Here is a 15,117-nt window from a genome sequence, read left to right as displayed (position 1 = left end):
TTTAATGTGGTAATTTATCTTTTAATAATCCGTAAACATAAGTGCCTAATAATGCTGCAGCAATAACAATTAGAATTGAAAAAGCTCCTGTGCCAATTAGAATGTACATTGGTCCAGGACATGCACCAGATAAAGCCCAGCCTAATCCAAAGATTATACCTCCTAGCATATATCGGGTAAAACCACGGTCTTTTAAAGGTACTCTCAACGATTTGCCTTCTGTGGTTTTAATTTTTTTATTTTTTGAAAGTAAAAGGATAATAATACCTGTTGTAACGGCTGTTCCTATGATGCCATACATATGAAAGGATTGAAACTTAAACATTTCAAAAATGCGATACCACGATACAGCTTCAGACTTTACTAAAACAATTCCGAAGAAAATACCTACGCTAAAAAATTTTATATACTTACCCATAATTAAAAGAGAATTGGAAAAATAAGGTGAATCATAATTAAGCCTCCGACAAAGAAACCTATAACAGCAATAAGTGAGGGTAGTTGTAAACTACTTAATCCTGTGATGGCGTGGCCAGAAGTGCAACCACCTGCGTAACGTGTGCCAAAGCCAACAAGAAATCCGCCAACAACAAGAATAGAAATGCCTTTAATACTAAAGACGGCATCCCAACTAAATAATTCTGGAGGTAATAAGCTTTGCCCAACATCACTAAATCCAAGTGCAGACAAATCTTTTATAGTGGCTTCGCTCAAATCCATATTTATGGGGTTTGACAATAGATAGTGGGCAATAAAACCGCCAACAATAGCGCCTAAAACGACGACTAAGTTCCATTTATGGTTTTGCCAATCGTAATTGAAAAAGGCAACACGTTTTCCGGCTCCTCCTATAGCACACATAGTTCTAAGGTTAGATGACATCCCAAAGGTTTTGCCAAAATAGAGTAGTAGATACATAACGATTGCAATACATGGTCCGGAAACATACCAAGGCCAAGGTTGTAAAATATAATCCATAATTTTAATTTGATTCAATAAATAATAGGGTTCTGTAGTTTAGACTGTGCGTTAAAAGTTACTAAAATTCTAAGACAAGAATTTTGTTTCTTCCAAGTTCAATTTTATTCTCTCGCTCTAATTGTTTTAATAAACGCGAAATGACGACTCGAGACGTATTTAAATCTTCCGCAATTTCTTGGTGTGTGATTTCTAAACTGGTGGATGCAGATAACTTTACTTGATCTGTAAGGTATTTGAATAAGCGTTCATCCATTTTCATAAATGCGAGCGTGTCAATGGTTTCTAGCATTTCGTCAAATCGAATTTGATAACTTTGTAGTATGAAGTTTCTCCAGCTCTCATTAGAGTTAAACCACAATTTCATATTTTCAATAGGTATCATTATAACTGTTGCGTCTTCATCTGCAATGGCTCTAATTTTACTTACAGACTTAACCATGCAACAGGTTAATGACATGGCACATGTGTCTCCAGATTCTAAAACATACAGCAAAAGTTCATCTCCATCATTATCTTCGCGTAAAACTTTAATGTTTCCTTTGATTAAAAGTGGAATGAATTTTAAATCTTGACCAATATCTATAATAATATCTGCTTTTTTAAAAGATTTTAATAAAGCAACATTAGCTATATTATCGATTGTTTCTGAATCGAATAAGTAATGAAAAGGTTCGAGTAGTTCTTTTGAAATCATACTTCAAAAATAGTAATTTAAAAATTTGAATTAAATAGTTTGGCTATGATTTAATAAAAGTATTATATTTGCACCCACTTAAAACGGCCTCGTGGCGCAACTGAATAGCGCACTTGATTACGGCTCAAGAGGTTACAGGTTTGAATCCTGTCGAGGTCACTAGTGTTTATAAGGGTTTCAAGAAATTGAAGCCCTTTTTATTTATCTCTTTTTCACACTATTTACCCAAAAAATATAAAAAACCACGCAAGTCTAAAAAATGATTTACGTGGTTTTATAATGTATTTAGTTTGTGAAATGACCACTTATTCGTCTATCAATAAATTTAAATTTACTGTAATATTATCTCGTGTCGCTTTACTAAAAGGGCAAATTTCGTGTGCTTTTTCTACTAAGTCTTCACCTGTTTTTAAATCCACTCCTGGAATGTAACAATCTAAAGTGGCTTCTAAGAAAAAACCATCATCGTCTTTACAAAATCCTATGGTCGCAGATACACTTAATGCTTCGTTATCTATAGTTATCTTTTCGTTTTCAGCAATGGCTTGTATCGCTCCGCCAAAACATGCTCCGTAGGCAGCTCCAAAAAGTTGTTCAGGGTTTGTACCGTTTCCACCATCGCCTCCCATTGCTTTTGGCACGGAAAGATTATGATCTAAAGGACCATCTTCAGACGTAATATGTCCTGCTCTACCTCCTTCAGCTTTTGTGGTCGTTTCATATAATGTTTTCATAATTAATTGGTTTTTGTGTTAATGTACTAAAGATAATACGACAGAGCAGCCTAATAAAATCTATAGTCTTAAAGTTGTCTTAAACTTAGGATTGCAAATAAACGCTGTTTTGAGTATTCTTAATGCCTAAAGGCCGTTGTAAAGAAATACTTTTAATATTTATGAAATAATTGTTTAAACGCTGAGGTTGCCTTTATACAGAGGAGTAAAACGTTAAGTTTTAATTATGCAATGCATTTTTAGTAACATAAACGCGCCAACCTATTATAGCAAGTTGTAGTTTAGACGCTTTGCTAAGGTCTAATTGTTTTTTGGTATAAGATGGAAGTATGGCTTTGTTAAGTTTTGCCAGAAGTTTAAAGATTTTAGTTTTCATTGTAAGTTGAATTTTAAATCTTTAGCAAAAATAGTAAAACTTATTCTAGAACTAAGTTTTACATGTTTTGATTGGTGGTTTGGTTGAAATTTAGATTATTACTAAAATAAATTCAATAATTAGGTTTGTTAGTGTCATCATAATTTTTTTGGTTTTAAAGGTTAATAAAATACACTGTTTGTTTGATTGAGTTTTCAATATATAATCTAAACCTGTATTGTTCCAAATGTTTTAGTATAAATCAATGAAATTGAATTCTAATTTATAACTAAAAAGATTGTTTGTGTTTCGATATTTTATAAGCTGTCTATAAAAAAGTTTCATATTAAAACCTTATGATGTGTTTGTAGTTTCGATTTTATGGTTTTTAAGGGCTGTTTTAGGCTTGTTTTAAAAATCGTAGAGGTGTTTTGTGCCTAAAACACTCATTTTCTTATATTTCATTGTTTTTAAGTTTTGATAAACTGATAAATTTCATGTTTTAAGTCGTCTATTTTTTGTATTTAATTTATGCATAACAGTTAGACTTAATAATATTCTATCTTTGTAAAAAATATAGAGATGAAAAAAATTACGTTTGCAGTATTACTATTAATTTCTGGGTTGAGCTGGTCTCAAGTTTTAATAATTAACGAACTAGAAGCCGATAGTCCTGGCATTGATACTCATGAGTTTATTGAGTTAAAATCTGAAACTCCAAACTTTTCAACCGATGGTTATATATTAGTTTTTTTTAACGGATCGAGTAGTGGTGGTGATCGCAGCTATTTTACATATGACTTAAATGGGTTAACAACAGATATTAACGGGTTGTTAGTTATAGGGAGTTCTAACATAACGCCTTTTCCGCAGGCCTTAATGTCTGAAAATGTGATTCAGAATGGGCCAGATGCTGTTGGTATTTATCAAGCTTCAATTTTTGACTTCCCAGAAGAAACATTAGCAACTCAAGACAATTTAATTGATGCGATGGTTTATGGGACAAATGATGCTGATGCTACTGGCTTATTAGATAAGCTTGGTGAAACTACGCAACACAATGACAGTGGTACTAATGCTAACCCAAAATCAATTCAACGTTTTGTAGATGAGATGGGAGTTGAAACATATGCGTCGGCAACTCCAACTCCAAGAAGAGAGAATGATGGCTCTGGTATTGCCATAAATGCGATTCATATTTCCGTATTAGAAACACAAATAGATGAAGGAGATGATTTTGAGATCACATTCACAGCAGATACCAACATGACTTCGGATTTAAATTTCAATATAAGTTTAGATAATTACGGATTTAATACCTCCGATTATACAGGAAATACAAGTTTAACAATCTTAACAGGTGAGAATACGACAAGTACTACAATTACACTAATTGATGATGAATTAGATGAAGGTGATGAGGTTTTAAAAATTAGATTTTTAGATTTAGTAGAACCTATTGTCGCTAATAATGGAGATGTTGAAGTACGTGTTGTAGATAATGATTGGACAGTTGCCGCTTGGGGAACACCATTAGATCCTACATATGGTATTGTTGAAAGTACACAACCAAATGGTTACTATAATAGTTTAGATGGTTTGGAAGATGTTGCATTAAGACAAGCGTTACAAGACATTGTAGCAGACCCAAATGTGGTTAGAGCACAGACCTATGCAGATGTTAATGATATTTTAAAAGAGGCAGATCAAAATCCTGCTCATAGTAATCAGGTTTGGTTGGTTTATTTAGAGGAAGGTAGACCTAAGTTAGACATTCAATCGAGTTCATTAAGCACTGGGAAATGGAATAGAGAACATACGTTTCCGAGATCTCGAGGTGGCTTTTATAGTATAGAAGAAGATGAAATCGCAGATGGTATTGATATTTATTGGACAACAGAAGCAGATTCTTTACGTCATGGTAACTCTGATGTACACGCTTTAAGAGCTGCAGATGGTCCTGAGAACAGTAGTAGAAATAATCAGTTTTACGGTGAATATAATGGGCCAACAGGAACTGCTGGAATGTTTAAAGGTGATGTCGCAAGGGGTGTTTTTTATATGGCAGTGCGTTACAATGGGTTAGAAATAGTAAACGGTTTTCCGGAAGGGAATGTTGGACAGTTTGGTGATTTAGAAACATTGTTAGAATGGCACAGAAATGATCCACCAGACGATTTTGAAATGAATAGAAATAACGTAATTTATGAATGGCAGAAGAATAGAAACCCGTTTATAGACCAGCCAGATATGATAGAATATATTTGGGGAAATATGATTGGTGAAACATGGAACCAACCATTAAGTGTAGATGATGCTACAGCACTTAAAGTTGCTATTCACCCTAATCCTACAACAGGACGTGTTTATTTTTCTGGTTTAAATGCTACAGCAGATATCGAAGTGTACGCTATGGATGGAAAACTTTTAAAGCGTGTTCAAGGAATTGAAGAGTTTGTAGATTTAGAGGTTGCTTCAGGAATATACCTTTTAAAACTAACGAGTGATAACCGTTCTATAATTAAGAAGGTTATTGTAGAGTAATTAAAAGAATTAATACATTAGAAAGCCAAACTAAATGATTTTAGTTTGGCTTTTTATTTTTAATAGAAAAGAACTAGCTATGGTTGTTTTGTTCTAGCAATTAATGCACCATCAGACTTACCATATTCTATATTTGGAATACCGTCGTTTACTTTCCAGGTTGCGCTAGCTTTGCTACCGTCTTTATCGTCCAAACTAATTTTTATGCTGGTAATTTCTCCAGCTTTATTGCGTTTTAATTTTGAGTATTTAACAGTAATTCCATTGTTTTTGAGATTCATTTTATGATTGTCTAATACTTCATCTGTAGTGTATTTTGAAATATATGCGATAGAGGCATTTTTTGAAGCATCTTCATCATCTATAAAAGTTACACTTGTAATTTCAGACCTCGTAATCTGCTCTAGATTATCTTTCTTTGTGATGACGACATTTTCTTTTGTTGTTAATTCAATGACACCATTTTTACCTTTTTCGCCATATTTATGAATAGCTTTCTCGTCTTTTAAAACAGTTACGCTCTCAATATTTTCAGGAGAAATAGATTTTAAATAATCCGATGAAACTTCTTTGCCATTAAAAAGGACTAATGGTTTTGGGTTTTGAAAATAATTGTTTTGAGTACTAAAAGTTTTTTTGTTTGTAGCATCATAGATTATAATGTCTTCACTTATGATTTCAGGTTGTGATCCATCTTCATAATAAAAATCAGATGTCTCATTAGTTAGACGTTTTACCTCTGAAGAATCTATAGAGAAATATATACTGTCTTGCGCATTCTTAGTGGTTTTCATCTTCTTAAAGAATGTATTGTTTTTCGATGTTTGAGTTTTTATATATGTACTGTCTTCGACAATAACCACTATACTGTCTTGATCTATAGCTTGCTTTTGACCGCTTTGCGACTGATTGTGGATTTCTTCAACGATAAGCATTGTTTTTATATGATTGTCATCTTGAATTGCTCCAACACTAAAATTTCCATCATCAGTCACTTTAAATTCGAAAGGGTTAATACCTTCTGTGTCTTTAACACTATAATTTGCGGTGCCATTTGGTGTTTTAAAATCAATATTAATATTTGAAATTTCGTTTTGACTATTGCGCTTCAAACGTTTTATGGTCATAGTCACATTTTTAGACTTTAACCATGTTTTTATTTTGTCAATGCTTTTGTCAGTTGAGTTTTTTGTGAACTTTACCTTAATGGTTTCTGATGTAATAGAATCTTGTTTTGCTGCGGAAGTTTCTTTAGATTGTAAAGTATTGATTTGTTTAGAATCGTTAGTTTGAGTTTCAACATAAACAGTTTCTGAATTCATACTCATCATGAGTCCAGCTAAAAGCGGTAATACAAATACATATTTCCATTGATTTTTCTTGTTTGATCTCGATTTGTTTAACATAAGGATTCGTTTTTTGATGGATGAATTATAAAAGTTATTAGATAATATGCTGTGATGATTAGCAATACTAGTTTTTAACAATAAATGCTGATAGTCCTTTTTAGAATGAGAACTATTTTGACTTTTAAAATCAGCAATATATTCTAAGTTTTGGCGCACTTCTTTTCTGTATAACCAAATCAAAGGATTGAACCAGAAAACAACACAAGCTAATTGTGTTAACAGAATATCTATGGAATGTAACTGGTTAACATGAACTTTTTCATGCGTTAAAATAAGTTGAAGTTCTTTGTTTTCATATGTTTCAGGATTATAAATGATCCATTTAAAAAATGAAAACGGTGAGATGTTGTGGTTTACAATGACGTAAGTAAAATGTTGGTCTTTACGCTTTGGGTTTTTTAACAGCAGTGAAACTAAAGAACTAAACTGAAATACAAATTGAATGCTAAATACTACCAACCCAATACCATATAGTATAGGTATGAGGCTATACCAATCAAACGAGGTAGAAGGTTGTGCTGCAACAAAACCTGATGATGTAGATGGTATAAATGTAGTGGTTTGCGTTATGATAGGCTCAATAGGAACATAGATGGGAATTACAATTAACGGAAAAACCAATGCAAGTAGTAATCCCGTTAAAAGGAACCATCTGTTGTGTTCAAAAAATGTTTCCTTCTTCAGAAATACGTAAAAACACAAATACATTAAAATGATTACGGCTGAAGCTTTTAATAGATATTCCATAATTATTTTTTATTTTCTATTAATGCTATAATCTCTTTTAGCTCATCAACACTTATTTTTTCTTCTTTAGCAAAAAAGGAAACCACGTTTTTATAAGAGCTATTAAAATAATTTTCAATAGCGGTATTCATAAACTTGGTTTTATAGTCCTCCTTTGTAACTATAGGGAAATATTGATGTGTTTTTCCATAGGCATTGTAGCTAACATATCCTTTTTCTTCAAGATTGCGTATTATGGTAGACAAGGTGTTGTAATGTGGTTTGTCTGTAGTTATCTCTGCTAATACATCTTTCACGAAGGCTTTTTCTAGCCTCCACAAAATATGCATTATTTCTTCTTCTTTGTTTGTTAGCTTTTGCATAGGAATGAAGTCTATTATTAATAGTGTTCTTCAAAAGTACAACTATTTTTATAGTTACACAACTATAAATATAGTTGTGTAACGAATAATATAGTTGTATTGAGTGTGAAAATGAAATATTATCTTTGCGCTTTTAACAGAAGTTGGGATATTAAAAAATTAGATAGAGAATGAGTGTGTTTCTTGTATTAGCTGGTTTAGCGTTGTTGGTTGTTGGTGGAGATTTTTTAGTGAGAGCGTCGGTTGGCTTATCATTTAAACTGAAACTATCTAAGTTGGTAATAGGGATGACAGTTGTGTCTTTTGCAACTTCTGCACCTGAGTTATTAGTGAGTTTACAAGCAGCTTTAGATGGAGTGTCAGATATATCCTTGGGAAATGTTATAGGTTCTAATATTGCAAATATTGGGCTAGTCTTAGGTATTACAGCAATCATCTCTCCATTGGCAGTAGATAAAGATTTCTACAAGTTAAATTGGCCAATGATGATGTTGATTTCCTTTGTGTTGTATTATTTCTTATTAAATGATAACATATTAACCGCGTTAGAAGGAGCGATTTTGTTTGTAGCCCTAATTGTATTTTTATTTATTTTAATTCGGAGTTCTAGGAAATCTACGAAAGCAAATTTAGAGGAGGTAGACGATGCATTGGCTGTCGTTTCTAACTTTAAAATTGGGATGTGGTTATTGATTGGTGCAGCCGGATTGTATTTTGGATCTGAGTGGTTAGTAAAAGGTGCTAAAGACTTGGCGGAAACTGTAGGTATTAGCGATTATGCAATTTCGGTTACTGTTATTGCAATTGGAACAAGTGTGCCAGAACTAGCAGCATCAGTAATTGCGGCATTAAAAAAGGAGAAAGCATTATCTTTAGGAAATCTTATTGGCTCCAATATTTTTAATATAGCATCTGTTTTGGGTTTAACTGCGATAATAAAACCAATTGCTGTGAATCCAGAAACTCCAGAAATACTATCAACTAACATTTGGTGGATGATTGCTTATGCAGCTATTTTAATACCGTTAATAATTATCCCAAAACGATTTGAAATAGGAAGAATAAAAGGCATGCTATTGTTTGGTGGCTATATCGTTTTTATATTTTTAGCTTTAAAATAAGCGATACATTTGTTTTTGTAATGTGAAAAAATGCTCTACAAAGTTAAGGTTTCGTATCGACTTGAATACGAAATAAGTAATAGTTACAAAATGATTCGACTCTGATTTGAGAAGGTTTACTGCGGCCTAGTTATAACTAGTATGTTTTAACAACATCTTTACGAGCGTCTTTAATATAGACTGTGCTACACGCATTAAATTTCTGTATACTAATCCTATATGTTGAATGCAATAGCACTTAAATTGGTAGCCACTACTTAAATTTATGTATTGTCATAAAGAAAGCCACCTGAGAATTGAATCTCAGGTGGCTTTTTTATTTGTAAATAGAATTGCTATTTAAAGTCGGTATTTATTTAGTTACAACAAACTTCTTAGTAATACTTGTATTACCTGTTGTAATCTTATAAATGTATAAACCTGAAGCTAAACTACTAGCATTGAACTCAGCTTTGTACACTTTACCAGGATAAGCTTCTTCATTGAACACCTGACCAACATTACGACCATTTATATCAAATACTTCGATTAGAACGTCACCTGTTGCATTAGGCGTAAATTCAATATATGAAACACTGTTTGTTGGGTTAGGGTAAGTTCTAAATCCAATTTCTTCAGCATCTAATGTCTCTACATTTAGCGCATTGTAGTGAGCCTCAGCATAAGCTGCATAGTTAAACTCTTCGCAAGTTCCAACAGCAATTACACCATCTAAATCATAGCCATCGTGAGTTTTTGTTAGCTCATTATTGTTTACAATTTTCACATAGTTGATGAAGTCAAAATCTCCCGCATCTGAAATGTCAATTGCATTATTTGACTTACATACAGTACCTGCATAATGATAATTAATATTGTCAGCAGAAACTAAAACATCAGCATACTCTTTATAAGTATCACAACCCCAAGTGTTTTGGAATGTAGTTTCAATAACCACTAAGTCTGGTCCTTCTGTATTGTATACTGCGCCACCAAAAGTTAAAGTGATTTCGCCACCGTAACCAAGTGAAGTAAATACATATTCGTCAGTTTGTTCTGGAACACCAAGTACATTTTCTGGAGTTTCAGTTCTGATAGCGTCAATAACACCACCATTTTTTGTAGTTCCTTCAACATAGTTAAAATAAGCTACTGGGTAACAACCTGCTGGTGTAGGCTCTATTGGTTCGTTACAACCTGTTAAAGCTATAACCCCGTCTAAATCGAATCCGTCAGTAGAAATAGAATCAGTAGGTGTAGTGTCTATTATCTTTACTTCTGAAATATAAGTTAGTGCAATTGGGGCATCACTAATATCTAAATCTCCTGAATCACCTGTACGTACTGATCCTATTAAATAAAAGTCAATACCATTTTGAGAAACGTAAACATCAGCAGATTCTGGGTAAGCTGCGTACGAAGCATTGTCATAAGTAGTTTCAACAACTCTAATGTCTGAACCTTCGTTGTTATATACAACACCATCAAAGCTAATAGTAACTTCTCCACCGTGACCTAACGATAAAAAATTAACTGTGTCATCCATTTCTGGTTCTCCTAAAGCTTGGTTAGTGTCCATACGCTCTAACGTTTTTATAGTCTCTCCATTATCATCCTTTCCTGGTATGTAATCAAAAGCTTCTGAGCCATAACAAACTTCAGCAGGAATATCTTCACAACCGTTAACTGCTTCAATACCATCTAAATCATAGCCATCACCTGATCCAGTTGTCGTATCTGTAATTCTGATTTGTGTAATGTAATCTAAGTCAACAGCATCAAGGTCAATATCTCCATCACGGCATATTGTACCATATTCAACCCATGTTGAACCGTCTTGAGATAATTCAATTAAAGCTTGCTCATCATCACTAGAACCACAGTTATCTCCACTAAATGAAGTTTCATAAATTGCGATATCAGTTCCAGGTTGGTTGAATACAGCTCCACCTAACTCTAGCGTAATACTTCCGTTGATACCTAAAGAGTAAAAACCGCCAGGTTCGTTAGCTTTATCTGGTGCGTGTAATGCAGCATTTACATCTGAACGATCCGCATTAACAGCAGTTCCTTCTGATGTAGTTCCTTGTGTAGAAGTAATGACTTCAACGGCATTACAGTTTTCTTGTGGACTGTCTTGAGCGTTTAATCCCATTGTCATAAAAATAGCTGCTCCACACAAAACTGGAAGCACCTGTTTAGTAATTCTTTTCATAAGTACATAAATTTGGTTAATAACAAGCACGAAGTTAAAGTAGGAAAGATGTTTTGATGTAAATAAAACGAGGACTGTATTGGAATACTCGATGAAATGACAGAGTTTACCTTAAACCGTTAAAATAACCGATGAAATTTAGATTGTTGTGAGTTAGGTGTAAATAAGGAAATTACACTGTATTCATTTAGTTATATATATAAGGAGTGAATAATTATATATAGAGGGGTGTATTTTGCTGATTACTAAGAGTAAAATTGGTAGGGCAGCTATGGTATAAGATTATTGTAAGAAAAATATATCGCTTAATCAATGGAATAAATTGTGGTGCAAAGGACCAGCTATCGCTATTGTGTGTGGCTTTTATAACAGATAGCTATAGACCAAAAAAGTCGTTTAGAATTTATAATCTAAACGACTTTTTGATATTTATAATAGGCTTAAGATTATTAAGAAATCTTAGCGTTATTTACGGTTTTAATAATTCTACCTGCAATCTTGTATGGATCACCGTTAGAAGCAGGTCGTCTATCTTCTAACCAACCTTTCCAGCCTTTTTCAACTGTAATAATTGGAATTCGGATTGAAGCTCCTCTATCAGAAACACCATAACTAAAATCGTTAATAGAAGCTGTTTCATGATCACCAGTTAATCGTTCATCATTAAATTCACCATATACATCCATGTGTTCATCAGTAACAGGTCTAAATGCTTCACAAATTTTCTCGTAAGTTTCTTTAGATCCACATGTTCTTAGAACGGAATTAGAGAAGTTAGCGTGCATACCAGAACCATTCCAATCTCCTTTTACAGGCTTAGGGTGATACTCAATATAATACTCATACTTTTCAGTTAAACGATCTAAAAGGTATCTGGCAATCCAAATTTCATCACCAGCTTTTTTAGCTCCTTTAGCAAATAATTGAAATTCCCATTGTCCTGGTGCAACTTCTTGGTTAATACCTTCAAAGTTTAAACCAGCATCTATACAAAGGTCTGCATGTTCTTCAACAATATCTCTTCCCCAAGTATAACGTCCTCCAACAGAACAATAATATTGTCCTTGTGGACCAGGAAAACCACCTCTAGGGAAACCTAATGGTAAATCTGTTTTAGAATCCATTAAAAAGTATTCTTGTTCAAATCCAAACCAGAAATCATCATTGTCATCATCAATTGTAGCTCTTGCATTAGATGGGTGTGGAGTTCCGTCAGCGCTTAAAACTTCTGACATAATTAAAAATCCATTCTTTCTTACAGGATCTGGATATATAGCAACAGGTTTTAACAAACAATCCGAAGCACCACCAGAAGCTTGCTCAGTTGAAGATCCATCAAAAGACCATATCTCACAATCTTCTAATTTTCCGCTAAAGTCTTCTACAACCTTAGTTTTGCTTCTCATATTTTGGGTTGGTTCATGGCCATCTAGCCATATGTACTCTAGTTTTGATTTACTCATTGTTGTGTTTTTATTAAAAATTTATTTGTTACAAATATTACTTTTATTTCTTTGTCATCAAAAAAATGAGGGTGATTTATGGTGTATTTGCTTAATTTTTATCAATGACCCTATTTTTGTGTGGGTGTGCTAACAATTTTTTAAAAAAATTGTATTTTTGACCTCTAAAAATAATAATATGTCAACACTTAGATTTCATGCTGTAAAAGCATCTTTAAAAAGAAAGCCACTAAAGATAAAAGATAAGAAACGTCGTTCTGAAATTTTCGGAGCAAATGTATTTAATGAGGTCGCTATGCGTCAGTATTTAACTAAGACAGCGCTAAATAGTGTTTTGGAAGCTATTGAAAAAGGGACTAAAATAAATCGTCATGTGGCAGATCATATTTCTACAGGAATGAAAGAATGGGCCATTTCTAAAGGAGCCACACATTATACGCACTGGTTTCAGCCATTAACGGGAGCAACTGCAGAAAAGCATGATGCATTTTTTGAAACTATTGGAGATGGTCTCGCCATTGAAAAGTTTGGAGGTAATCAACTTGTACAACAAGAGCCAGATGCTTCTAGTTTTCCAAATGGTGGTATTAGAAACACGTTTGAAGCAAGAGGATATACAGCATGGGATCCTACATCACCTGCTTTTATTTATGATAAAACTTTATGTATTCCAACTGTTTTTGTGGCCTACACAGGTGAAGCCTTAGATTTTAAAACTCCACTTTTACGTGCATTACAGGCTGTTGATAATGCAGCTGTAGCGGTTTGTAAATACTTTGATAAGAACGTAAAGCGCGTAAGTACGTCCTTAGGGTGGGAGCAAGAGTATTTTTTAATAGATGCTGCTTTAGCAAGTTCTAGACCAGATATTCTATTTACAGGTAAAACATTATTGGGACACTCACCTGCCAAAGGTCAACAACTCGACGATCATTATTTTGGTACCATTCCAGCGCGAGCAATGTCGTATATGCGTGATTTAGAACACCAATGTATGTTATTGGGTATTCCTGTGAAAACAAGACATAATGAAGTTGCACCAAACCAATTTGAATTAGCTCCTATTTTTGAAGAAGCGAATCTGGCAGTTGATCATAATACGCTTTTAATGGATATTATGCAGAAAATTGCTAAACGTCATGGTTTTACTGTGTTAATGCACGAAAAACCATTTGCAGGTGTTAACGGTTCTGGAAAACATAATAACTGGAGTTTGTCAACCAATACAGGAGTTAACTTATTGTCTCCTGGAAAAACACCAATGAGTAATCTTCAATTTTTAACCTTCTTTATTAATACCATTAAAGCAGTACAGACACATGAAGAATTACTAAGAGCAGCTATTGCTTCTGCGAGTAATGATCATCGATTAGGAGCAAATGAAGCGCCTCCTGCTATTATTTCTATTTTTATAGGAAAGCAACTGACTAAAGTGCTAGGAGAGCTAGAAACGGTAACAAAAGGAAAGTTATCTCCAAAGGAAATTACAGACCTAAAACTTAATGTCGTTGGTAAAATACCGGAGGTTATTTTAGATAATACAGATAGAAATAGAACATCATCATTTGCTTTTACGGGTAATAAGTTTGAGTTTAGAGCGGTTGGTTCTACTGCTAACTGTGCTAATCCAATGACGGTTTTAAGTACTATTGTTGCAAAACAACTCAAGGACTTTAAAGTTGAAGTCGATGAATTAATCGATAAGAAAACAATGAAAAAGGATGATGCTATTTTTAATGTATTAAGAGAATACATTAAAACATCGAAAGCGATTCTTTTTGAAGGCAATGGTTATAGCGAAGCTTGGGAAAAAGAAGCCAAAAAACGAGGATTAAGTAATAATAAAACAACTCCAGAAGCCCTTAAGATTAAAAAAGCGAAATCTACAATAGAGCTATTTGATAGCTTAGGAGTTATGAATAAAGTAGAGTCCGAATCGCGCTATGAAATAGAAATAGAAGATTACAGTCTTCATATTCAAATAGAAAGTAGAGTTATTGCTGATATTGCTAGAAATCATGTTGTACCAACAGCTGTGAGATATCAAAATATTTTGTTAGAAAATGTTACAGGTCTTAAATCTATTTATGGTGAAAAATTTAAAGATTATGCAAAAGCACAATTAGTACTAATTGAAGAAATATCAGAACATATCGAAACAATTAATACTACTGTAACTAAAATGACAGAAGCCCGAAAAGTATGTAATAAAGAAACGAGTTTAGAAAAGAGAGCAGATGGCTATTGTAATATGGTAAAGCCATTGTTTGAAGACATTAGATATCATTGTGATAAGCTGGAGATAATGATAGATGATGAGCTGTGGCCATTAACCAAATATAGAGAGTTATTGTTTACTAAATAATATGCAGAATACAACTTCAAGTTAATAAGGTTACATGATGAAATACGTATTTATACGTACATTGAATGATGATTTATTTGCGTTTTGTGTAGTTTGTCGATTACATTAAACTAGTTGTCGAAAAGGTGGTGTTTTCATGTTAAATATT

General features: G+C 33.3%; 12 protein-coding genes and 1 tRNA gene. 4 read left to right on the top strand and 9 right to left on the bottom strand.

The window, feature by feature from the left end:
• Position 1: 1 nt before the first annotated feature.
• The 3 genes from ITJ86_RS00435 to ITJ86_RS00425 form a co-directional block, all read right to left on the bottom strand.
• Positions 2 to 418, bottom strand: a complete 417-nt coding sequence (locus ITJ86_RS00435) for a DUF6691 family protein (RefSeq protein ID WP_195869629.1) — start codon at positions 416 to 418, stop codon at positions 2 to 4.
• A 2-nt stretch (positions 419 to 420) separates the two neighbouring features.
• A complete protein-coding gene (locus ITJ86_RS00430) occupies positions 421 to 978 on the bottom strand; it encodes a YeeE/YedE family protein (protein ID WP_195869628.1) in 558 nt (185 codons plus the stop codon).
• Positions 979 to 1,039: 61 nt separating this feature from the next.
• Positions 1,040 to 1,675, bottom strand: coding sequence for a Crp/Fnr family transcriptional regulator (locus tag ITJ86_RS00425; protein ID WP_195869627.1), 636 nt, complete (start codon positions 1,673 to 1,675; stop codon positions 1,040 to 1,042).
• Between the two features lie 85 nt (positions 1,676 to 1,760).
• On the opposite strand from ITJ86_RS00425, the gene ITJ86_RS00420 reads away from it, so the two are divergent.
• Positions 1,761 to 1,834, top strand: a tRNA-Arg gene (locus ITJ86_RS00420).
• 146 nt (positions 1,835 to 1,980) lie between these two features.
• On the opposite strand, the gene ITJ86_RS00415 is transcribed toward ITJ86_RS00420, so the two are convergent.
• Together ITJ86_RS00415 and ITJ86_RS00410 are read right to left on the bottom strand one after the other, a co-directional pair.
• Positions 1,981 to 2,409 carry an organic hydroperoxide resistance protein gene (locus ITJ86_RS00415; protein WP_195869626.1) on the bottom strand — a complete coding sequence of 143 codons (429 nt, stop codon included), beginning with the start codon at positions 2,407 to 2,409 and terminating at the stop codon, positions 1,981 to 1,983.
• Positions 2,410 to 2,629: 220 nt separating this feature from the next.
• Positions 2,630 to 2,785 carry an SsrA-binding protein gene (locus ITJ86_RS00410; RefSeq protein ID WP_195869625.1) on the bottom strand — a complete coding sequence of 52 codons (156 nt, stop codon included), beginning with the start codon at positions 2,783 to 2,785 and terminating at the stop codon, positions 2,630 to 2,632.
• Between the two features lie 561 nt (positions 2,786 to 3,346).
• Between ITJ86_RS00410 and ITJ86_RS00405 the strand changes: the two genes are divergently transcribed.
• Complete coding sequence (locus ITJ86_RS00405) at positions 3,347 to 5,308, top strand: endonuclease (protein ID WP_195869624.1); 1,962 nt, start codon at positions 3,347 to 3,349, stop codon at positions 5,306 to 5,308.
• Between the two features lie 77 nt (positions 5,309 to 5,385).
• Here ITJ86_RS00405 and ITJ86_RS00400 read toward each other — a convergent pair whose 3' ends face one another.
• Positions 5,386 to 7,464 (bottom strand): M56 family metallopeptidase, encoded by a 2,079-nt coding sequence (locus ITJ86_RS00400; RefSeq protein ID WP_195869623.1) that lies wholly within the window; start codon positions 7,462 to 7,464, stop codon positions 5,386 to 5,388.
• A gap of 2 nt (positions 7,465 to 7,466) precedes the next feature.
• Positions 7,467 to 7,826: a BlaI/MecI/CopY family transcriptional regulator gene (locus ITJ86_RS00395; RefSeq protein ID WP_195869622.1), complete on the bottom strand. Its 360-nt coding sequence runs from the start codon at positions 7,824 to 7,826 to the stop codon at positions 7,467 to 7,469.
• 170 nt (positions 7,827 to 7,996) lie between these two features.
• Between ITJ86_RS00395 and ITJ86_RS00390 the strand changes: the two genes are divergently transcribed.
• Positions 7,997 to 8,947, top strand: coding sequence for a calcium/sodium antiporter (locus ITJ86_RS00390; protein ID WP_195869621.1), 951 nt, complete (start codon positions 7,997 to 7,999; stop codon positions 8,945 to 8,947).
• 352 nt (positions 8,948 to 9,299) lie between these two features.
• Here ITJ86_RS00390 and ITJ86_RS00385 read toward each other — a convergent pair whose 3' ends face one another.
• Both ITJ86_RS00385 and ITJ86_RS00380 read right to left on the bottom strand, forming a co-directional pair.
• Positions 9,300 to 11,141: a T9SS type A sorting domain-containing protein gene (locus ITJ86_RS00385; RefSeq protein ID WP_195869620.1), complete on the bottom strand. Its 1,842-nt coding sequence runs from the start codon at positions 11,139 to 11,141 to the stop codon at positions 9,300 to 9,302.
• 449 nt (positions 11,142 to 11,590) lie between these two features.
• Entirely contained in the window at positions 11,591 to 12,604 is a 1,014-nt protein-coding gene (locus ITJ86_RS00380) for a glutamine synthetase beta-grasp domain-containing protein (protein WP_195869619.1), read from the bottom strand.
• A gap of 178 nt (positions 12,605 to 12,782) precedes the next feature.
• Between ITJ86_RS00380 and ITJ86_RS00375 the strand changes: the two genes are divergently transcribed.
• Positions 12,783 to 14,969, top strand: a complete 2,187-nt coding sequence (locus ITJ86_RS00375) for a glutamine synthetase III family protein (RefSeq protein WP_195869618.1) — start codon at positions 12,783 to 12,785, stop codon at positions 14,967 to 14,969.
• The last annotated feature ends 148 nt before the right edge of the window (positions 14,970 to 15,117 follow it).

The organism is Winogradskyella marina (genome assembly GCF_015645385.1).
GTDB classification, from domain to species: domain Bacteria; phylum Bacteroidota; class Bacteroidia; order Flavobacteriales; family Flavobacteriaceae; genus Winogradskyella; species Winogradskyella marina.
This window is presented reverse-complemented; position numbering and strand designations above follow the sequence as displayed.

Coding starts and splice junctions, on each gene's coding strand:
- ITJ86_RS00435 (WP_195869629.1), bottom strand. CDS start 418: ATGGGTAAGTATATAAAATTTTTTAGCGTAGGTATTTTCTTCGGAATT.
- ITJ86_RS00430 (WP_195869628.1), bottom strand. CDS start 978: ATGGATTATATTTTACAACCTTGGCCTTGGTATGTTTCCGGACCATGT.
- ITJ86_RS00425 (WP_195869627.1), bottom strand. CDS start 1,675: ATGATTTCAAAAGAACTACTCGAACCTTTTCATTACTTATTCGATTCA.
- ITJ86_RS00415 (WP_195869626.1), bottom strand. CDS start 2,409: ATGAAAACATTATATGAAACGACCACAAAAGCTGAAGGAGGTAGAGCA.
- ITJ86_RS00410 (WP_195869625.1), bottom strand. CDS start 2,785: ATGAAAACTAAAATCTTTAAACTTCTGGCAAAACTTAACAAAGCCATA.
- ITJ86_RS00405 (WP_195869624.1), top strand. CDS start 3,347: ATGAAAAAAATTACGTTTGCAGTATTACTATTAATTTCTGGGTTGAGC.
- ITJ86_RS00400 (WP_195869623.1), bottom strand. CDS start 7,464: ATGGAATATCTATTAAAAGCTTCAGCCGTAATCATTTTAATGTATTTG.
- ITJ86_RS00395 (WP_195869622.1), bottom strand. CDS start 7,826: ATGCAAAAGCTAACAAACAAAGAAGAAGAAATAATGCATATTTTGTGG.
- ITJ86_RS00390 (WP_195869621.1), top strand. CDS start 7,997: ATGAGTGTGTTTCTTGTATTAGCTGGTTTAGCGTTGTTGGTTGTTGGT.
- ITJ86_RS00385 (WP_195869620.1), bottom strand. CDS start 11,141: ATGAAAAGAATTACTAAACAGGTGCTTCCAGTTTTGTGTGGAGCAGCT.
- ITJ86_RS00380 (WP_195869619.1), bottom strand. CDS start 12,604: ATGAGTAAATCAAAACTAGAGTACATATGGCTAGATGGCCATGAACCA.
- ITJ86_RS00375 (WP_195869618.1), top strand. CDS start 12,783: ATGTCAACACTTAGATTTCATGCTGTAAAAGCATCTTTAAAAAGAAAG.